18 protein-coding genes are annotated in these 19,506 nt (G+C 60.6%); 10 read left to right on the forward strand and 8 right to left on the reverse strand.

From position 1 onward, the window contains the following. Positions 1-64: 64 nt before the first annotated feature. Together FE240_RS17975 and FE240_RS17980 are read right to left on the reverse strand one after the other, a co-directional pair. On the reverse strand, positions 65-1,276 hold the full coding sequence (locus FE240_RS17975; protein WP_069140142.1) for a tyrosine-type recombinase/integrase: 1,212 nt from the start codon (positions 1,274-1,276) through the stop codon (positions 65-67). A 171-nt stretch (positions 1,277-1,447) separates the two neighbouring features. Beyond that, a complete protein-coding gene (locus FE240_RS17980) occupies positions 1,448-2,311 on the reverse strand; it encodes a YicC/YloC family endoribonuclease (RefSeq protein ID WP_042047653.1) in 864 nt (287 codons plus the stop codon). A gap of 149 nt (positions 2,312-2,460) precedes the next feature. On the opposite strand from FE240_RS17980, the gene rph reads away from it, so the two are divergent. From rph to FE240_RS17995, 3 genes are all read left to right on the forward strand, one after another. Beyond that, positions 2,461-3,177 carry a ribonuclease PH gene (rph, locus tag FE240_RS17985; RefSeq protein ID WP_193002824.1) on the forward strand — a complete coding sequence of 239 codons (717 nt, stop codon included), beginning with the start codon at positions 2,461-2,463 and terminating at the stop codon, positions 3,175-3,177. A 79-nt stretch (positions 3,178-3,256) separates the two neighbouring features. Next, positions 3,257-3,898 (forward strand): orotate phosphoribosyltransferase, encoded by a 642-nt coding sequence (pyrE, locus tag FE240_RS17990; protein WP_193002825.1) that lies wholly within the window; start codon positions 3,257-3,259, stop codon positions 3,896-3,898. A gap of 63 nt (positions 3,899-3,961) precedes the next feature. Continuing rightward, positions 3,962-4,456: a YbaK/prolyl-tRNA synthetase associated domain-containing protein gene (locus FE240_RS17995; protein WP_193002826.1), complete on the forward strand. Its 495-nt coding sequence runs from the start codon at positions 3,962-3,964 to the stop codon at positions 4,454-4,456. Between the two features lie 25 nt (positions 4,457-4,481). On the opposite strand, the gene FE240_RS18000 is transcribed toward FE240_RS17995, so the two are convergent. From FE240_RS18000 to rhlB, 3 genes are all read right to left on the reverse strand, one after another. Continuing rightward, positions 4,482-5,453, reverse strand: coding sequence for a DUF4382 domain-containing protein (locus FE240_RS18000; protein WP_193002827.1), 972 nt, complete (start codon positions 5,451-5,453; stop codon positions 4,482-4,484). Between the two features lie 208 nt (positions 5,454-5,661). Continuing rightward, complete coding sequence (gppA, locus tag FE240_RS18005; RefSeq protein WP_193002828.1) at positions 5,662-7,161, reverse strand: guanosine-5'-triphosphate,3'-diphosphate diphosphatase; 1,500 nt, start codon at positions 7,159-7,161, stop codon at positions 5,662-5,664. Positions 7,162-7,169: 8 nt separating this feature from the next. Next, positions 7,170-8,453: an ATP-dependent RNA helicase RhlB gene (gene rhlB / locus FE240_RS18010; protein ID WP_193002829.1), complete on the reverse strand. Its 1,284-nt coding sequence runs from the start codon at positions 8,451-8,453 to the stop codon at positions 7,170-7,172. Positions 8,454-8,566: 113 nt separating this feature from the next. Between rhlB and trxA the strand changes: the two genes are divergently transcribed. The 6 genes from trxA to FE240_RS18040 all read left to right on the forward strand — a co-directional run bounded on the left by trxA (position 8,567) and on the right by FE240_RS18040 (position 14,871). Then, the gene (trxA, locus tag FE240_RS18015; protein ID WP_042047643.1) at positions 8,567-8,893 is read left to right on the forward strand and encodes a thioredoxin TrxA; all 327 of its coding nucleotides are present in this window, start codon (positions 8,567-8,569) and stop codon (positions 8,891-8,893) included. Positions 8,894-9,082: 189 nt separating this feature from the next. Beyond that, a complete protein-coding gene (rho, locus tag FE240_RS18020; protein WP_193002830.1) occupies positions 9,083-10,348 on the forward strand; it encodes a transcription termination factor Rho in 1,266 nt (421 codons plus the stop codon). Between the two features lie 105 nt (positions 10,349-10,453). Beyond that, positions 10,454-11,410: a hypothetical protein gene (locus FE240_RS18025; RefSeq protein ID WP_193002831.1), complete on the forward strand. Its 957-nt coding sequence runs from the start codon at positions 10,454-10,456 to the stop codon at positions 11,408-11,410. 51 nt (positions 11,411-11,461) lie between these two features. Next, the gene (gene ubiD, locus FE240_RS18030) at positions 11,462-12,931 is read left to right on the forward strand and encodes a 4-hydroxy-3-polyprenylbenzoate decarboxylase (RefSeq protein WP_193002832.1); all 1,470 of its coding nucleotides are present in this window, start codon (positions 11,462-11,464) and stop codon (positions 12,929-12,931) included. Positions 12,932-13,004: 73 nt separating this feature from the next. After that, a complete protein-coding gene (fre, locus tag FE240_RS18035; RefSeq protein WP_193002833.1) occupies positions 13,005-13,700 on the forward strand; it encodes an NAD(P)H-flavin reductase in 696 nt (231 codons plus the stop codon). A 184-nt stretch (positions 13,701-13,884) separates the two neighbouring features. Further along, positions 13,885-14,871 carry a GGDEF domain-containing protein gene (locus FE240_RS18040; protein WP_193002834.1) on the forward strand — a complete coding sequence of 329 codons (987 nt, stop codon included), beginning with the start codon at positions 13,885-13,887 and terminating at the stop codon, positions 14,869-14,871. Between the two features lie 21 nt (positions 14,872-14,892). Here the strand turns inward: FE240_RS18040 and ubiK are convergent, their stop codons facing one another. Beyond that, the gene (gene ubiK / locus FE240_RS18045) at positions 14,893-15,150 is read right to left on the reverse strand and encodes a ubiquinone biosynthesis accessory factor UbiK (protein WP_042047637.1); all 258 of its coding nucleotides are present in this window, start codon (positions 15,148-15,150) and stop codon (positions 14,893-14,895) included. A gap of 290 nt (positions 15,151-15,440) precedes the next feature. Between ubiK and FE240_RS18050 the strand changes: the two genes are divergently transcribed. Next, complete coding sequence (locus tag FE240_RS18050) at positions 15,441-17,873, forward strand: VolA/Pla-1 family phospholipase (protein ID WP_193002835.1); 2,433 nt, start codon at positions 15,441-15,443, stop codon at positions 17,871-17,873. A gap of 60 nt (positions 17,874-17,933) precedes the next feature. Here the strand turns inward: FE240_RS18050 and FE240_RS18055 are convergent, their stop codons facing one another. Both FE240_RS18055 and slmA read right to left on the reverse strand, forming a co-directional pair. After that, the gene (locus FE240_RS18055; RefSeq protein WP_193002836.1) at positions 17,934-18,764 is read right to left on the reverse strand and encodes a mechanosensitive ion channel domain-containing protein; all 831 of its coding nucleotides are present in this window, start codon (positions 18,762-18,764) and stop codon (positions 17,934-17,936) included. A gap of 140 nt (positions 18,765-18,904) precedes the next feature. Further along, positions 18,905-19,501 carry a nucleoid occlusion factor SlmA gene (slmA, locus tag FE240_RS18060; protein ID WP_193002837.1) on the reverse strand — a complete coding sequence of 199 codons (597 nt, stop codon included), beginning with the start codon at positions 19,499-19,501 and terminating at the stop codon, positions 18,905-18,907. Positions 19,502-19,506: the final 5 nt, after the last annotated feature.

A 19,506-nucleotide genomic window follows, 5' to 3' on the forward strand; every position in this document is an offset into this window, starting at 1 on the left:
ACTGGAGTGTCCCGGATGGTTACTCCAATCGTTGGTATATGGGATGGTTGCACGGACAAGCCGCCTATAGGTATGGCGAGACCAGATCGGCTACCTTCTGGTGAGCCGCTTTCCGCTCCTCGAAGTACTCATGCCTATCATAGATACCATCTACTCCTCCCTGCCGATGGTTGGTGCAGAGACGCGCAATGTGACGCGGCGTCCCAACTGAGGAGGCTAGGCTTCTGAAGGTTCGCCTGAGATCATGGACGGTGAAGTGCTTGATGTCGCCCATTACGTTGGGTGGCTGGATCTTCCGTCCTGCTTCTCGTCCAAACAGCTTGGAGATCGCACGATTCAGGGTGTCAGGCCCCATATGGGGCAGTTTGCTGCGGCGCCTGGCTGGGAAAACGTACTCAGAACCCAGTGATCTTACTTTGAGCTCATTCAGCCACTCCATGGCTTGGCCTGGTAGAGGTATAGAGATTGGGATTCCGGTCTTTACCCGCTCCTGAGGTATGTGCCAAACATACTGCCCCAGATCAAATTCTGACCAGGGGGCCTCGCACAACTCGCTTTTCCGGTTCCCGAGCACCAGGAACAGGCAGCATGACAGGTAGTTGTCTCTGCCAAAGCTGTTCAGATGCTTCCTGAAAACTTTGAATACCTGTTCTACTTCGTCCAGCTTCAGCGCTCTGGCTCGGGATTCTTCGAGTCCCCCGGCATCGTTGATGGTGAAAGGTGATGCAGGATTGTTTGCGGTCAGCTCAAGCTTTACTGCGTGGTTGAAGAGCTGCTTCATGTAACCCAGGGTGTCGTTCGCAACGGTTGGACGCCCGCTGTCTCTGACTCGATGGATGACTTCTCGAACATCAAGTGCCGTTACATCATGAATCTTGAGCTCACCGATGACGGGTTTGATGTCTTTGTTGAAAATCCTGGCCGGAATATTGGGGTGCTTCAGTCTGGGGAGCAGGTCATTCGTGTACCAATCCTGGAACAAGTCATCGACGCTGCTGATCCCGATCCATTTCTGGCGTTGTTTGGCAATCAGCGGGTCGACTCCCTGGCGGAGTTCGCGCTTGAAGACTTCCGCTTCTGTCCGAGCATCTGCCAGTGACATGTCGGCATACTGGCCCAGTGTCATCTGCTTGCGTTTGCCATCCACGCTGTACCTTAGCGCCCAGTACGGGCTTCCCGAGTCCGGGACGACGAAGTACAGCCCTTTACCGTCTGACTTCCGTATTGGCTCCCCGGCCTTTGCAAGTGCGGCGACTTGCTTTGCTGTCATGGCCATAGATCCTCCTATTACTCACCATTTGAAGTGAGTATACAGATCCATTACTCACCAGTTAACTCACCGCATGGATGAAACAAGATGAAACGAGGTAGGACAGGGTGAAAAGAAAAAGCCCTTTAAAAACAGGGCGTTGACAATAAACGGAAAGAATTGGAAAGTAAGAGAAAACTATTCAATATTCTGGATCTGTTCGCGCATCTGCTCGATGAGCACTTTCAACTCGACGGCGGACTGGGTCACCTCGGCGTTGATGGATTTCGAGCCGAGGGTGTTCGACTCGCGGTTGAACTCCTGCATCATGAAGTCGAGGCGGCGGCCACAGGCGCCCCCTTTCTTCATGATCTTGCGGGTCTCACCGATGTGCATCTCGAGGCGGTCTAGCTCCTCGGCCACGTCGATCTTCTGGGCCAGCAGCACCATCTCTTGCTCGAGGCGGGCCGGGTCCAGCTCCACCTTGGCCTCGGCCAGGCGATCGCTCAATTTCTGGCGCTGCCACTCGAGGATGTGCGGCATCTGACCGCGCACCTTGACCACTTCGCTGCTGATCCCGTCGAGGCGCTGCTCGATCAGGGCCTTGAGGTTATTCCCCTCACTGGCGCGTGAGGCGATGAAGTCGGTCAGGGTTTCGTCAAAACCGGCCATCAGGGCGCTGTTGACGGCATCCATGTCCTGCTCGGCGGCGGCCATCACGCCAGGCCAGCGCAGCACGTCGACCGGATTGAGCTGGCCCTGGCCGGCCTCCTTCATTACCCAGTTGGCACTGTCGATGATGAGTTTGGCCAGCTCCTCGTTGATGTGCAGTTGGCCGGCGCCGGCTTGGGCCGCCTCGAAGCGCAGGTTGCACTCCACCTTGCCGCGCTGCAAGGCATTGCGAAAGCGCTCGCGCAGGACGGGTTCGAGGCCACGCAGCTGCTCCGGCATGCGGATGTAGGTCTCGAGATAGCGCTGGTTGACCGAGCGGATCTCCCAGACGGCGGTACCCCAGTCGCCCTTGATCTCTTTGCGGGCGTAGGCGGTCATGCTGTGGATCATGGGTGTGTCCCATTTGATGAAAAGTGCGTCGATTATACCCGTCGCACCCAGGTGCGTCAGCCGACTTGTCCGGCGCTAGCCGTCAGGCTGATATTTGTTGCCCGATCACGTATACTCCTCCGCCAATTCAAGCCAGCCCAGAGGTCATCATGTCCCGTCCCAACGATCGTGCGCCTGCCGCCGTCCGTCCGGTCACCATTACCCGCCACTTCACCAAGCATGCCGAGGGTTCCGTGCTGGTCGAGTTCGGCAATACCCGGGTGCTGTGTACCGCCAGCGTCGACACCTGCGTGCCGCGCTTTCTCAAGGGTAAGGGTCAGGGCTGGGTGACTGCCGAGTACGGCATGCTGCCGCGCTCCACCCACTCGCGCATGAACCGTGAGGCCGCCTCTGGCAAGCAGGGTGGCCGCACCCTCGAGATCCAGCGTCTGATTGCCCGCTCCTTGCGTGCGGCGGTCGATCTCACTGCATTGGGTGAGCACACCATCACGGTCGACTGCGACGTGCTGCAAGCCGATGGGGGCACTCGCACCGCCTCCATCACCGGCGCCTGTGTGGCGCTGGTGGATGCCCTCAACTGGATGGTGGGCAAGGGCATGCTCAAGCAGAGCCCGCTTAAGCAGATGGTGGCCGCCGTGTCGGTCGGCATTCACAACGGTCAGGCCATCTGCGACTTGGAATATGTCGAGGACTCGGCGGCTGAGACCGACATGAACGTGGTGATGACCGAAGATGGTCGCCTGATCGAGGTGCAGGGCACCGCTGAGGGTGAGCCGTTCACCCATGAGGAGCTGCTGGCGATGCTGGCGCTCGCCAAAGATGGCATCGACCAGATCATCGAGGTGCAGAAAGCCTCGCTGGAGTGATCGTTGAAAACGCGGCATATGCCGCGTTTTTTCTACCCGTTGTTTACCCCCACATAGAGCAATCAAGCAAGGAGCCAGGATGAAAGCCTATCAGCGTCAATTTATCGAGTTTGCCCTGGAAAAACAGGTTCTGAAATTCGGTGAGTTCACCCTGAAATCCGGTCGTAAGAGCCCCTATTTCTTCAATGCCGGCCTCTTCTCCACTGGGCGTGATCTGGCCCGTCTCGGCCGTTTCTATGCCGCCGCACTGATGGATGCCGGCATCGAGTATGACGTCCTGTTCGGGCCGGCCTACAAGGGGATCCCCATCGCGTCCGCGACGGCAGTACAGCTCGCCGAGCAGCACGACGTGGACACCCCATGGTGCTTCAACCGCAAGGAGGCCAAGGATCACGGCGAGGGTGGCAATCTGGTGGGCAGCCCGCTCCAGGGACGCATCATGCTGGTGGACGATGTGATCACCGCCGGCACCGCGATCCGTGAGTCGATGGATCTGATCCAGGCCAATGGAGCCTCGCTCGCCGGCGTACTGATTGCGCTGGATCGTCAGGAGAAGGGCAAGGGCGAGTTGTCCGCCATCCAGGAGGTGGAGCGCGACTATAACGCCCACGTCATCGCCATCATCCAGTTGGCAGACCTTATCAAGTACCTCGAAGAGAAGCCGGAGATGGCCGAGCAGCTGGCCGCCATGCGCGCCTATCGCGCCCAGTACGGCATCTGATTGGGGTATGATGGACGGGGCGCTGCGGCGCCCCGTTTTGTTTGCTACCTGAGAGGCTGCCCTATGTCACTGCACACCTTCGATCGCCTGATCTCGCTGCTGGATGCCGGTGGTGCCCGCTACCGAGTGGTCGATCACCCGAGCGCTGGCAAGACCGAGGAGGTGGCCAAGGTGCGCGGCACTGTGCATGGTCAGGGGGCCAAGGGGCTGGTGTGTCACGTCAAGGGCAACGGCATCAAGCGCCATGTGCTGGCGGTGTTGCCGGCCGACTGTCAGGCCGATCTGGCGGCGCTGGCCAAGGGGGTGGGCGGCAGCCGTGCCTCGCTGGCGAGCCCGGTGGAGGTCGCGACCCTGACCGACTGTGTGTTTGGCGCTATCCCGCCGTTCAGTTTCCACGACGAGCTGCTGCTGGTCGCCGATCCGCTGCTGTTCTCGCGCTTTGATGAGCTGGCCTTCAACGCAGGCCTGCTGGAGCGCTCCCTGATCCTCGCTACCGAGGATTATCGGCGTATCGCAGACCCAAAGCCGGTCTCCTTTGCCCGCTTGACCCCATCATGAAACGGGGCCGTCAGGCCCCGCTTTCTCATTCCAGGTTGAGAGTGGTGGTGGGCGCGGTCACTGTCTGGGCCTTCAGGGTGCGTTCCAGATCGAGCGGATCCCCTGACACCGCCGGGTCATCCTCGGTGGCGTTGCACACCAGCGCCACGTCGTAGTTGCCCAGCTCGACGAAACCGAGCTCGTAGCGGTAGCCGCCGGCGCCATCGTTCACCACCGGGGCGCTGGCATAGAAGCCGTTGTCGGTATCCGCCATGTCGGGGTAGGCGTCGTCGCTGCGTGGTGCGTAGAGGTAAACCGCAGCCTGATCGGCCAGTGCGCCCGCACACAGACTCCCCTCCACACTGCCTTTCAGGGTGGCGACCTGAGTGTTGTTGACCAGCCGTACGCCGCGGGGCTTTAGCTTGTAGTAGGCCTCATGCCCCGGCAGTACCAGTGCCTGGCGCAGGTCAAACTCGGTGGTGAAGCTGCTGGTGCCCCCGGCCGTGATGGTGAAGGCATCGAGCTTGAGCTGGCTGCTCGGCACCTCGAGCGGTTTGATAGTGTCGTCATCCTGCTGCACGTAGGAGTAGGGCGTGCCGTCGTCAAACTGGTTGGTCACCGCGCGCCCGTCGAGTACGGTCAGGCGCATCTGGCTGTACTCCCCGGCGCTCACCGTCTGGCCTGCGAGCAGGTTACGGCTGGCCGATCCCTGATACTTGAGCAGATCGATGTAGACAAACCGGGGGCTGCCGTCGGCGTTGAGAGGAATGCTCTCGCCCGGCGGGGTGCAACCGTCGTCCTGGCTAGCATCGAGAAAGCTCTTGCTGCTCCATGCAGTCTCTGCGCCCGAGATCGGATGAATGCTGACCTGGCTCACCGCAATGCAGACCCGTTTGGCCGCATCAACCGGCGCATCGGAGAAGGCCAGCGACATCTTGGCATCGGAAGCGCTGTCATCTCCCCCGCCGCCACAGGCAGTCAGTGCGGCAGTCAGCCCGAACAGGAACAGTCGTTTCATGGGGTTCATCCTTGTGAGTTAGGGTTATGCCCCTCCACTGTAGTCGAGACCGGTCGCGGCACATGCTTATCCCCAAAGGGGAGGATGATGACAACTGCATGAAATGGATAGGAAAGGGCTTTTTGGGGGGATGCCGATCTGCGAAACAGATTGTCGGAGGCGGGGGCGTTTGACCCCCAATGAAGAGGGGCGCCATGGCGCCCCTCGTTTACTCCTGATCCCGCTCCTGTAAGCGAGTCGGCCAGCCCATCTTCTGCTGGCGTTCTACCTCAAGGCGTAGCTCGCTGGCACGCAGATAGTGCACGTCGAGCCACCCTTTTGGCACGGTGAGGGTCAGGCTCTCCCCTTCGGCATGGAAGGTGAAGTTTGGCACCGTACCCCGAGTGCGGCGCATGCACAGAATGATGGAGAGGCGCAGCAGTCGAACCAGTTGGATCGCCTGCTGGCCGGTCACGGCCCCCTGACGCTCCAGTGGGTCGAGCCGGAAATCGTCGCGCTGATTGAGCAGCAAGGCGGACAACAACTTCTTCTGGGCCGGAGTGAAACCCGGCATGTCGATGTTGTCGATGATGTAGGCGGCATGCTGCGGAGCCTTCTTGTACTCGATGCACAGACCGATTTCGTGCAGCAGTGCTGCGTAGCGCAGGATCGGGCGGCCATAGCGGCGCGAAAGGCGCCAACCAGCCTGCACCTGACCAAAGGCCTCCACCACCGTATCGCGTACCCGCTCGGCGTGTTCCCGATCGAGCTGATAGCGGTTGATCAGGCTGTTGGCGGTGCGATCGCGGGCGTCACAGTCGTGGCTGTTGCCGAGCAGGCCATAGATGAGCCCTTCGCGCAGCGCCCCGCCGGCCAGCGTCATGCTTTCGATACCGAGCTCTTCGAACAGGGCGATGAGGATGGCAAGGCCGGAGGGAAAGACCGTCAACCGCTCGGCATTGAGCCCTTCCAGTTGCAGGCGATCGAGACGGCCGCAGGCGATGGCCTGCTGCATTAACTCACGCAGCTTGGGCAGGGTGACCTGTTCGCTCTTGCCTTGAGCCAGCATGATCTCTTGCAGGGCTTGCACCGTGCCGGAGGCCCCAACACAACTCTTCCAGCCAAGCGCCAGATAGTCGGCTGCCACCTTGGCCAGCACGCTCTTAGCCGCGGAGATAGCCTGTTGGAAGCGCTCGGCCGACAGCTCACCATCACCAAAATGGTTGTTGAGCCAGGTGACACAGCCCATATGCAGGCTGCTCAGCAGTTTGGCCTCGTTCTGCTCGCCGATCACCAGCTCGGTGCTGGCGCCGCCGATGTCGATGACCAGTCGGTTACCCTCGCCGGCCGATGTCCACGAGACCCCTTCATAGATGGTCTTGGCCTCTTCTTCACCCGAAATGATTTCGATGTTGTGCTTGAGCACACGCTCCGCTTCACGCAGGAAATCATCGACGTTGCTGGCCAGGCGCAGGGTGGCGGTACCGACCACCCGAATGTTCTCGGGCGGGATGTCTTGCAGCTGTTCGGCAAACAGGCGAAGGCAGTCCCAACCCCGCTCCATGGCGGCCCTGCTCAGGCGAAAATCGGCATCCAGGCCAGCGGCCAGACGCACCTTGCGTTTGACCTTGACCACTGTGCGCAGGGCTCCGGCGACCTCGCACACCACCAGCATGTGAAAGCTGTTGGAGCCGAGGTCGATAGCGGCATAGAGAGGAGAGCTACTCAACGGTATCCTCAGGTGCGCTTGGGGGGACGACGACGGTTACCGCCACCACCCTGGCGATCGCGCATGTTGCGATTCACCGGCGGGCGGTTGCGCTGCACACGGCGCGGCGGGGTGACATCGGTAAGCAGTGCCTCGCGGTCGTACTTGCTGACCGGGATCGGATGGCGGATGTACTCCTCGATGGCCGGCAGGTTGAAGGCATAGTCTTCACACGCCAGGCTGATGGAGTGGCCGCTCTTACCGGCACGGCCGGTACGACCGATGCGATGCACGTAATCTTCGGCATCATCCGGCAGGTCGTAGTTGAAGACGTGGGTGACGTCAGGGATGTGCAGGCCACGGGCGGCCACATCGGTGGCGACCAGGATATCGAGCTTGCCCTGAGTGAACTCCTCAAGGATCTTCATGCGCTTTTTCTGCGGCACGTCGCCGGTCAGCAGGCCGACGCGGTGACCATCAGCCTCCAGCCAGGCATGGATGTCTTCGCAGCAGTGCTTGGTGTTGGCGAACACGATCGCCTTGTCCGGCCACTCTTCTTCCATCAGGGTGAGCAGCAGCAGCATCTTGTCTTCGTTGGAGGGGTAGAAGAGCTCCTCCTTGATGCGAACACCGGTCATCTGCTCCGGCTCCACCTGCACATGGTGCGGGTTGGTCATGTGCTCGTAGGCCAGCTCTTGCACGCGCAGCGAGAGGGTGGCAGAGAACAGCATGTTGAGTCGATCACCGGCGGCCGGCATGCGGCGGAACAGGAAGCGGATGTCCTTGATGAAGCCCAGATCGAACATGCGATCCGCTTCGTCCAGTACTACGACCTGGATGTTGGCCAGATCGATCACCTTCGACTTGTAGTAATCGATGATGCGACCCGTGGTGCCGACCAGGATGTCGACCCCTTGCTCCAGTACGGCAAGCTGCTTGTCGTAGCCTTCGCCACCATAAGCCAGCCCCAGTTTCAGGCCGGTGCTAGCCGCCATGCTTTCGGCGTCCTTATGGATCTGCACCGCCAGCTCACGGGTCGGAGCCATGATGATGGCGCGCGGCTGGTTGATGAGGCGGGGAGTGGTCAGCGGATGGGTGAGAAGATAATTGAAGGTGGCGGCGAGGAAGGCGATGGTTTTACCTGTACCTGTCTGAGCCTGGCCTGCGATGTCATGGCCTTCGACCAGCAGTGGCAGTGATAGTGCCTGGATCGGTGTACAGTAGTGAAATCCTTTGGCTTCCAGACCTGCAAGCACTTCAGGTTCGAGGCCCATTTGGGCGAATTTTTCGTCAGTTAAATGTGTTTTGCTCATGGCGGTAGGTTATCAGGTTAGGCTTGCATTAATAAACAGGATCATTTCAAATAGGGCAACTATGGCCTTTATTGGCCTCTCAATAAAGCCTTATTTACTGACTGGAGTTGGAGATGAGTGACAAGATTGTTCAGCTGAGCGATGCCAGCTTCGAGGCAGATGTTCTCAAGGCTGCTGGTCCCGTTCTGGTTGATTTCTGGGCCGAATGGTGTGGTCCGTGCAAGATGATTGCACCGATCCTGAATGAAGTTGCTCAGGAATATGAAGGCCGTGTGACCGTTGCTAAGTTGAACATCGATCACAACGCTGATACTCCGCCCAAATTTGGCATCCGCGGTATTCCGACCCTGCTGCTGTTCAAAAACGGCGAAGTGGCTGCGACCAAGGTGGGCGCACTGTCCAAGACTCAACTTAAAGAGTTCCTGGACAACAACATCTAATGATTGATTCGGGGAGCGCATTGCAATAATGCGCTCCTTTAGTTTCTGCCAGTGGACGCTCATTCCGATTGGTGCTAGTTTATTGTCCGTTTGCTCATCTTTTTGCCACCGGGCAACCTCAAGCAAATCAGCAACAATCCAGCAAACTCCCCCACATCTCACAATCCTTGCTTACAGATTTTTACCACTATGAACCTGACTGAATTGAAGAACACCCCTGTGTCTGAGCTGATCAAGCTTGGTGAATCTATGGGGTTGGAAAATCTGGCGCGGGCGCACAAGAAAGACATCATCTTTGCCATCCTGAAAGCCCATGCCAAGGGTGGGGAAGACATCTTCGGTGATGGTGTGCTGGAAATCCTGACCGACGGCTTCGGCTTCCTGCGCAGCGCTGACGGCTCCTATCTGGCAGGCCCGGACGATATCTATGTCTCCCCCAGCCAGATCCGCCGTTTCAACCTGCGCACCGGTGACACCATTGCCGGCAAGATCCGCCCGCCGAAAGAGGGTGAACGCTACTTTGCCCTGCTCAAAGTTGACAACATCAACTATGACCGCCCGGAAAACGCTCGCAACAAGATCCTGTTTGAAAACCTCACCCCGCTGCACGCCAACGAGCGTCTGCGCATGGAGCGTGGCAATGGCTCCACCGAGGATATCACTGCGCGTGTACTGGATCTCGCCTCCCCGATCGGTAAGGGCCAGCGTGGCCTCATCGTCGCACCGCCCAAGGCCGGTAAGACCATGCTGCTGCAAAACATCGCCCAGAGCATCGCTTACAACCACCCCGACTGTGAGCTGATCGTGCTGCTCATTGACGAGCGTCCGGAAGAAGTGACCGAGATGCAGCGCATGGTTAAGGGGGAAGTGATCGCCTCCACCTTCGACGAGCCGGCGGCCCGTCACGTGCAGGTGGCAGAGATGGTGATCGAGAAGGCCAAGCGCCTGGTCGAGCACAAGAAGGATGTCGTCATCCTGCTCGACTCCATCACCCGTCTGGCGCGTGCCTACAACACTGTCATCCCGTCATCCGGCAAGGTACTGACCGGTGGTGTGGATGCCAACGCCCTGCATCGTCCGAAGCGCTTCTTCGGTGCTGCCCGTAATGTTGAGGAGGGCGGCAGCCTGACCATCATCGCGACCGCGCTGATCGACACCGGCTCCAAGATGGACGAAGTGATCTACGAAGAGTTCAAGGGCACCGGTAACATGGAACTGCACCTGTCTCGCAAGATCGCCGAGAAGCGTGTCTATCCGGCCATCGACATCACCCGCTCCGGTACCCGTAAGGAAGAGCTACTGACGGCTCCGGACGAGCTGCAAAAGATATGGATCCTGCGCAAAATCATTCACCCCATGGGTGAGATCGACAGTATCGAGTTCCTCATCGACAAGCTGGCGGCGACCAAAACTAATGACGAGTTTTTTGACTCGATGAAACGTCAGCAGAAGTAATCCATTACGATGCGACAACCGCGGCCTTAGGGTCGCGGTTTTCATTTGCTGGCGGGCGAGTATTTACGCACTATGGCCTGGGGCTCCAGAGGGAATGGGAACACGATGAGAAGGATGCTGATCGCCTGCGCCACGCTCGTGCTGAGCCTGACCGCCATGGCCGATGACGACTACCAGAGGGCTCGTCCGAGCGAACACCTGCCCTATCTGACGGCACGTCTGCAACAGGGGCAGTTGGCGGCGCTCGATACCTTCCTCGACTCCCTCCCCAGCGCTCAGTCCGAGCCGTTGCGCTGGTGGTTGTTGCAAGGCCTCTCCGGCTCGGAGCGGCCAGCGGCACCGACCCGAACCTGGGTGGCAGCGCAGAGCAAGCGGGTGCCGAGCACCCTCACTTCACAGACGCAGGATGGCTTTCTGGTCTCCCTGCCCCGCTATGACTACCCGGCTTTGGCTCGCCGGCTGCTACAGAGCTGGCAGCAGCTCGACTGGCAGGGACAATATGGTTATGAACTGGCGGCGGGCAAGTTGAACCTGCGCTCTATCTATCGCTGGAACAACCCGGATCTGGAGCGCCAGCAGAGTGCCCTGCTGGCGGCGCTGGCGCAGGCTCCGAACCCGGTCAGGCTGCAACTGGCTCAGGCCGTGGCCCGTACACCGCTCTATCTGCCGGATAACCGCCTGATCTACACCCTGCTCGACTATACCGGCTTGTCCGAGCTGTTTTTTACCTTGTGGCGGCGCCCGGTGGATGACGACTCCCTGCGCGCCTTGGCACTGGTTTCCCGGTTCCATGAGGGGAATGCGGCAGGTGAGCTGCTGCTGTCTGCTGCTGCCGAGCCAGGGCTCAACAGTGCCGCCATGCTGGCGCTCGGGGCATTGCATCCCCTGCCCGATCCGGTGCGCAGTTATCTGCATCGGGAGCTTGGTATCGGGCCGGATGGGGTGGCGCTGGCCAAATTGCTCAAGCCGCGCGCCGAATCGCTGCAACTGATCCTGCTGGCGGATCGGCTACTACACGAGCAAGGTGGTGGTCATGCCAATCTGGAGCCGGGTCGCCCCTGAGGGCCCTTGGCGGTATACTGTGATCCCCCCGAATCCCAACGCGGTAGCCTTATGAAATACAAGGATTTACGAGATTTCATCGCACAGCTCGAGGCGCAGGGTCAGCTCAAGCGGATCAGCCGCGAGATCGATCCCTATCTCGAGATGACCGAGATCTGTGACCGCACCCTGCGTGCTGGCGGTCCTGCCCTGCTGTTTGAGAACCCCAAGGGATATCAGATGCCGGTGCTGGCCAACCTGTTCGGTACGCCGGATCGGGTGGCCATGGGCATGGGCCAGCCCGATGTGGGCGCCCTGCGCCAGGTGGGAACCTGGCTCTCCTACCTCAAGGAGCCGGAGCCGCCCAAAGGATTCAGGGAGCTGATGGAGAAACTGCCGATCTTCAAGCAGGTGCTCAACATGCCGACCAAGCGGCTCTCGTCGGCCCCCTGCCAGGAGCAGGTACTGACTGGTGATGAGGTGGATCTCGACCGCATCCCGATCCAGCACTGCTGGCCGGGTGATGTGGCCCCCTTGGTGACCTGGGGACTGACCATCACCCGCGGCCCCTACAAAAAACGGCAGAATCTCGGCATTTACCGTCAGCAGAAGATCGGCAAGAACAAGCTCATCATGCGCTGGCTCGATCACCGTGGCGGTGCCATCGATTTTCGTGAGTGGCAGGAGGCCCACCCGGGTGAGCGCTTCCCCGTGGTGGTGGCGCTTGGCGCCGATCCGGCGACCATTCTCGGTGCGGTGACGCCGGTGCCTGACACCCTCTCTGAGTACGCCTTCGCCGGCTTGCTGCGCGGCAGCCGTACCGAGGTGGTGAAAGCCATCAGTTGCGATCTAGAGGTGCCAGCCAGCGCCGAGATCGTGCTGGAGGGCTATCTGGAGCCGGGTGAGCAGGCTCCCGAGGGCCCCTATGGCGATCACACCGGCTACTACAACGAAGTGGATGAGTTCCCGGTCTTCACCATCACCCACATGACCCTGCGTAAGGATGCCATCTATCACAGCACCTATACCGGCCGCCCGCCCGATGAGCCGGCAGTGCTCGGGGTGGCCCTCAACGAGGTGTTCGTGCCGCTGTTACAAAAGCAGTTCCCCGAGATCGTTGATTTCTACCTGCCGCCGGAGGGGTGCTCCTACCGGATGGCGGTCGTCACCATCAAGAAGCGTTACCCCGGCCATGCCAAGCGGGTGATGCTGGGGGTCTGGTCCTTCCTGCGTCAGTTTATGTACACCAAGTTCGTGATAGTGTGTGATGACGACATCAACGCCCGCGACTGGAAAGACGTGATCTGGGCCATCACTACGCGGATGGACCCGGCGCGCGACACTACCCTGATCGAGCACACCCCGATCGACTACCTCGATTTCGCCTCACCGGTATCGGGGCTTGGCTCCAAGATGGGGATGGATGCCACCAACAAGTGGCCGGGCGAGACTGACCGCGAATGGGGTCAGCCCATCGTCCAGGACCCGGCGGTGACGCAGAAAATTGACGCTATCTGGGACGAACTGGGTATTCTCGACTGATCGGTGCGCAGGCACCGATCATCACAATGAAGAACATGAGCGAGGTGGCCGAGACCACCGTGAAAGGAAACGCATGCAACGAATCAAGTGCCGCGTAACGGAGTTGCGCGAAGTGGTGGAGACCATCTGGCAAGTCGGCCTGGAGCCTGCTGAGGCGGTTGCCTTCAAGCCAGGTCAGTACCTGCTGGTGGTGATGAGCGACTCGGATAAGCGCCCCTTCTCCATTGCCAACGCCCCCACCCGCTCCGGGCTGGAGCTGCAAATTGGCGCCACGGCGGAGAACGCCTATGCCGGTCAGGTGCTGGCGCGCATGCGCGAGCAAGGCGAGATCGAGGTGGAGCTGGCGGCTGGCAAGGCCTTCTTGCGCGAAAGTTCGCCCCGCCCGCTGATCCTGATGGCCGGAGGCACGGGTTTCTCCTACGTGCGCAGCATATTGCAGCAGCTGGTCGACAGCGGCAGTGAGCGCCCCGTGTTCGTCTATTGGGGGGTACGTCAGGCTCACTGGCTCTATGAGTTTGATGAGATGTGCGCCCTTGAGCAGCACTATGCCCCGCTCACCTTTGTCCCTGTGGTGCAGGAGCCGGATGCCGGCTGGCACGGTCGCAGTGGCCTGGTGCACAAGGCGATCATGGACGACTTCGTCAGTCTGCACGACTACGACATCTATGTGGCGGGCCGCTTCGAGATGGCCGGTGCCGCCCGCGAAGATTTCAAGCTGCTCGGGGCTGAACCGGAGCGCATCTTCGGCGATGCCTACGAGTTCATCTGAGCCGGTTGCATGACGACTCGGGCCCCCGCCAATGCGGGGGCTCTTTCGTTGTGAGTCCGGCTCGGCGATTTGCATCTGACCATGGCATTTCGCCGTAAATTTCACCATGATGGCAGCCTCTCCTGAATCTGTCCGGAGAGTCGCATTCTGATGGAGCCAGCCATACAAGGGAGTGAAGGTGCTCATGACTGCATCCGAATATAAGCTTCGCCCGATCAGTGAGGGGGTTGCCGCAGACGGTACCCGGCTGATTGCTGCGGATGAACTGACTGGGCTGCGGGCCGAGTTGGCGCGCCTTGAACAGGAAAATCGCCAGTTGCAGGAGAAGCTCAACGCGGCGCTTGATGGCACCGGTCTCTGCCTGTGGCAGGGGCTGGTACAGACCGGTGAGCTGCGGGTGTTCAACTTGCAAAATTTTCAGGCCGGCGACATGGCGCCCCACTTCGATGTGTGGCGTGCCAAGCTGCACCCGGACGACAGCGAGCGGGCCCAATACAATTATTTCAGTCACCTGGCCGGCAAGACGCCCTTCTATGAGGCCGAATACCGAACCCTCAGCCCGCAGGGGGAAGTGACCTGGTTGTGGGATCGCGGCCGAGTTATCGAGTGGGATGAGGAGGGGCGGCCGCTGCGCATCATGGGGGCTCACATCGACATTACCCAGCGCAAGGAGTACGAGCGGCGCCTGGCCGAGCAGGCATGCCGGGATGCGCTGACCGGCCTGCTCAACCGGCAGGGGCTGCGCCAGTCACTCGGGGGGGAGCATCTGGTGGGGCCGGCAGCCCTGCTGTTCATCGATCTGGATGACTTCAAGGAAATCAACGATCTATTTGGCCATGTTTGCGGCGATCGGGTATTGCAGCGCATGGGCGAATGGTTACATGAGCTGGCACCACAGGCGGTATGTGGTCGTTATGGTGGCGACGAGTTTGTGGTCTATCTGGCTGGTGTGGCAGAGCCGGCGACCCTGGCCGCGTTGGCCGAGGTGCTGCTGGCGCGGGTGCAGGCGTTCGCGCCGGCGCCGGGCTCAGCGCTGCGGGTTGGCATGAGTATCGGGATTGCGGTGTGGCGGGGTGAGCTGGCGTTCGAGACTGCCTTGGATCTGGCGGATCGGGCCATGTATCAGGCTAAGGAACAAGGAAAGCGGGCCTGGCATCTGTTGCAGGTGTAGGCCCGTTACCGGATTTGGCGCTTATTCGCCCTTGTCGCTGAGCTGCTTTTCGAGCTGCTCCAGCTTGGCTTCGAGGGCTGCCAGTTTCTCACGAGTACGCAGCAGCACCTTGGTCTGCACATCGAACTCCTCGCGGTTGACCAGATCCAGCTTGCCGAGCTGGGCTTGCAGCACCTGGCGAATCTTCTTCTCTACTTCCTCACCCATGCTCTTGATGCCGGGCGGCATGGCGTTGTGGATCTGCTTGGCGATCTCTTCGAGTTTCTTCGGGTCAATCATCGGAATCTCCTTCTGGTTGCCGCCATTCTACCCGGATTGACCGATCCTGCCGAGCGGCATGCGGCAGCCTGTGATCCGGATCGGCGCGGGTCGGAGTGGGCGAGCGGAGTGGGCATGCTAGTCTGCCCGTTTTCAGGATGAGGGCCGTGTCGCATTTTTGTTCAGGCAGTAAGATCCGATGACTGACCAGAGGCTTTTCATTTGTTGCCTTCATGTTAATGTCTTGGGGCGGGTTGGAACCCATTACCCCGCCCCCGTCAGGTACAAGTTCACAATAATGAGACAAAAACATGAAAAAGAAGCTGATTTTTGCTGCCGTGGCCAGTGCCCTGTTGGCCGCTTGCGGTGGTGACAACAAGGACGACACCTCCAGCACCCTGAGTTACCTGCTGAGCGGCGCCAATGGCGTGCGCCCCAGCGCCCTGGCTGCCCGTGACAGCGACGGCACGCTCAAGTTCTCAACCGAGACCAGCGATCTCTCCAACCCGGTCTCCGCCCTCTCCACCCTGGATGGCTGGTCCACGACTCAGGCGATCCAACTGGTGCCGGTCACCGCGGCGGGCATCAGCGTGCCGACACCGGCCGCTGCCACCTTCAGCGCCGCCGTGGCTCCGATCTATGTCTTTGAGTTGGAGTTCGACAGCCGCACCTTGCGCCCTTCCGGCATCAAGCAGCAGTTGGTCTACGGGAGTGATTTCATCGTGACCGGCAGTGGTGGCAAGCTGGCCGTGGTGCCGCTCAAGCCTCTCAATCCTTCTTCTTACTACATGATGGTGGCGACCACGGCCCTCAAGGACAGCACCGGCAACCCGCTGCGCGCCGGGGATGACTATGCCGATATCCGTGCCAGCGCGGGTGAGAGTGCCACCTCGCAGACCCTGCACGGCATGATTGCCCTACAGGAGGAGTTGTTCTTGCAGGCTACCGGCATCAAGTCGGAGCAGGTGATCTTCTCCGACTGGTTCGCCACCCAGTCCGGCGCCGATGTGCTGGTGGCCGTCAAGGGGGCCGCCGCCAGCGTGCTCACGTCACCGAGTCTGGACGCCGCCGCCTTGTGGAAGCAGGATGCCCACGGCAACACCAGCCTGCCGCTCACCTATACCCTGAGCGATATCGATGCGGGCAGCGCGTTTCTGACCCGCCTGGCGGCCGAGCCCTTCCTGCCGCAGGCATCGAAGGAGCAGCTAGCCGCGGCCATTGAGGCTGATCCGCAGCTCAAGGGGCTGGCCAATAACACAGCGGTATACAGCGGCAGCGTCAAGCTCCCCTATTTCCTCTCCACCCCGGCGCTGGCCGGCTCTTGGGATAAGGCCAAGGGTCAGTCATGGCAGGGTGCCATCGACAGCCTCTATGCCATTGCCAATGCCCTCAAGGCAGGTGACAAGGAGGTGATCGGCGGTCTGGCTGCGGCCGGCGTCGATCCGCAGTTGCTGGGCGAGCTGATTGCCGACCCGACGCGCCAGAGCGAACTGCTGGCCGAGGCGAGCAAGCTGATCGGCGTGAGCCTCACCTCGGGGGGCAAGCCCCTCGATGCCCAGCGCAACATCGGTCGCTTCAACCCGCTGCCAGCGTTGGAAGAGGTGCAGTCGGTGCCGCTACGCATCTTCGCGGCGGCACCGCTCTCCGCCGTGACCGATGTCATCATCTACCAGCATGGCGTCACCTCGGTGAAGGAGAACGCCTATGCCCTGGCCCTGAGCCAGATCGGTGCCGGCCTACAGGCCCAACCCACGGCCAAGCAGATCGCGGTGGTGGTGATCGATCACCCGCTGCACGGTGAGCGTGGCTACGCCCTGAGCGGCAGCGAAGCCACCGTCACCACCAGCAGCAATCCCACCCCCTATCTGAACCTGAGCTACCTGACCGTGGCGCGCGATAACCTCAAGCAGAGCGTGGCTGACCTGCTCGGCCTGCGTCTGGCGGTGGGGCTGGCCAATGCCAAGGGGCTGGGCACCCAGATTGGCACGCCCGGTGGCCTGAAGGTGCACTTCCTCGGTCACTCTCTGGGGGCCATTGCCGGCACCAACTTGCTGGCGGTTGCCAACCAGAAACTGGGTAACCCGCTGGCCGATGCCCTGTTTGAGTTCGAAAGCGGTGCGCTGGCCATGCCGGGCGGCGGCATCGCCCCGCTGCTGCTCAATTCGCCAACCTTTGGCCCCACTCTCCAGTACGGGGTGCTGACCGGAGGCTCTGCCGATCTCAAGAACGCCTTTGCGGCCTACGCCCCGAATTGCAAGACGCCGGCGCCGACCTGCTTCGTCAACGAGTTCCTGCCGAGCCAGAGTGCGGCCACTCAGGCCAGTGCAGCCAGTACCCTGGCCAGCTACAGCTTTGCTGCCCAGTCGGTGCTCGACTCGGCCGATCCGATCAACCTGGGGGCCGCCATCAGCCCGGACTTCAAGCTGTTTGCCACCGAGATCGTCGGGGATGGTGCGCTCAATCTCTCGGATCGGGTGATCCCGAACCAGATCGCTAGTGCACCGCTGGGCGGTACCGAGCCGCTGTTCAAGGTGCTCGGGCTGAGCGATCTCGGCGACACCCAGTTGGGGGCCATCCATCACGCCGCCCGCTTCGTGGAAGGGGGTCATGGTTCACTGCTGGCGCCGGACGGCAACGATGAGAGCGGTCTGGTGACCCGCGAGCTGCAAAAGGAGTTTGGTAGCTTCTTCGCCAGCGGGGGGCAGGCCGTGGTGGTGACGGATGCCTCCTTGCTCAAGCAGTAACGCTCACCACGCCAATAAAAAGGCCGCCCCACGGGGCGGCCTTTTTCATGACGGGCGCAGTTATGCTTGCTTCATGTGCACGACGCGCTGCGGGAAGGGGATATCGATGCCTTCAGCGTCGAAGGCCAGCTTCACCTTCTCGTGGAAGTCGAACCAGACTCCCCAGTAATCACCGGTCTTGACCCAGGGGCGTACCACGATATCGACCGAGGAGTCGGCCAGCGCAGCGACGGCGATGGTGGCGGTCGGGTTCTTCAGGATGCGCGGCTCTTCATTGACCAGCCGCTCAAGGATCTGCTTGGCCTTGCGCAGATCGGAGTCATAACCGATGCCGAAGGTCATGTCGATGCGGCGGGTCTCCATACGCGAGAAGTTGATGATGGTGCCGTTGAGGATGGAGGAGTTGGGCACCACCACCATTTTGTTGTCGCCCGAAGTGAGGGTGGTGGTGAACAGTTGTACCGACTGCACTACACCGCTGGTGCCGGCCACTTCGATGAACTCACCGGCCTTGATCGGACGGAAGATGATAAGCAGGAAGCCGGCAGCAAAGTTGGAGAGCGAGCCTTGCAACGCCAGACCGATGGCCAGACCGGCGGCACCGATGATGGCCACGAAGGAGGCGGTCTGTACCCCGACCCGGCCCAGTGCCGCGATCACCACGAACACCAGAATGGCGTACTTGAGGATGTTGCCGACGAACTCGGTGATGGTGATGTCGAGCTTGCGTCCCTTCATCACTTTCACCACGGCGCTGCTGATCAGGTTGGCGGCGATGTAGCCGAGCAGCAGGGTGAGCAGGGCGGCGGCGATATTCACGCAGTACTCGATGATGAGCCCCTGATTTTGGACCAGCCAGGTCTGTGCTTGGTTGAGGATCTCAGGTTCCATGGAATCTCCTGTGGGTCATGAAAGATGAGCGCAAAATGCAGCATTAGTGCACGGGATTGCGACATTCATCGTCGTTGGGTGGACAATAAAAAAGCAGAGGGAGGCCAAGGCCTCCCTCTGGAGCATGGGAGCGATGGCGTTCAACTTTGCAGCAACTGGCTGCGGATGAAAGTCCACTGCTCCTCGAAGCCGGCGGTCGGCTTGTGTTTGAACTCAGAGCGCACAAACTGGCTGATGCGCCCTTCGGCATAGGCCAGCAGCAGGTTGGCCAGCATGCCTTCATCGAGCTGGAAACCTTGTCCTTCGCGCAGTCGTTTCTCACGCAGCACCTGCTTGAGCTGGGTCTCCAGCTTGTCAAACAGCATGCCGATACGATCGCGCAGCCGCTCGTTCTCGCCGAGCAGGGCATCGCCGTTGAGGATGCGTGTGATACCGGGGTTACGCTCGGCGAACACCAGCAGCAGTTGCAGGATATGTCGGCAACGCGCCATGGTCTCCTTCTCCTCGCTGAGGATAAGGTTGACTCGAGATAGCAGGGAGTCCTCGATGAAATCGATCAATCCCTCGAACATCCTGGCCTTGCTGGGGAAGTGGCGGTACAGCGCGGCTTCCGAAACCCCCACCTCAGCGGCCAGCCGGGCGGTGGTGATGCGCTGCCCCGGACTGGTCTCCAGCATGTGGGCCAGGGCCTGCAGGATCTGCTCCCGCCGGCTCTGTTTCAATTGACTGCTTGCCATATATT

The sequence above is a fragment of the Aeromonas simiae genome (assembly GCF_014892695.1).
Classification (GTDB): domain Bacteria; phylum Pseudomonadota; class Gammaproteobacteria; order Enterobacterales; family Aeromonadaceae; genus Aeromonas; species Aeromonas simiae.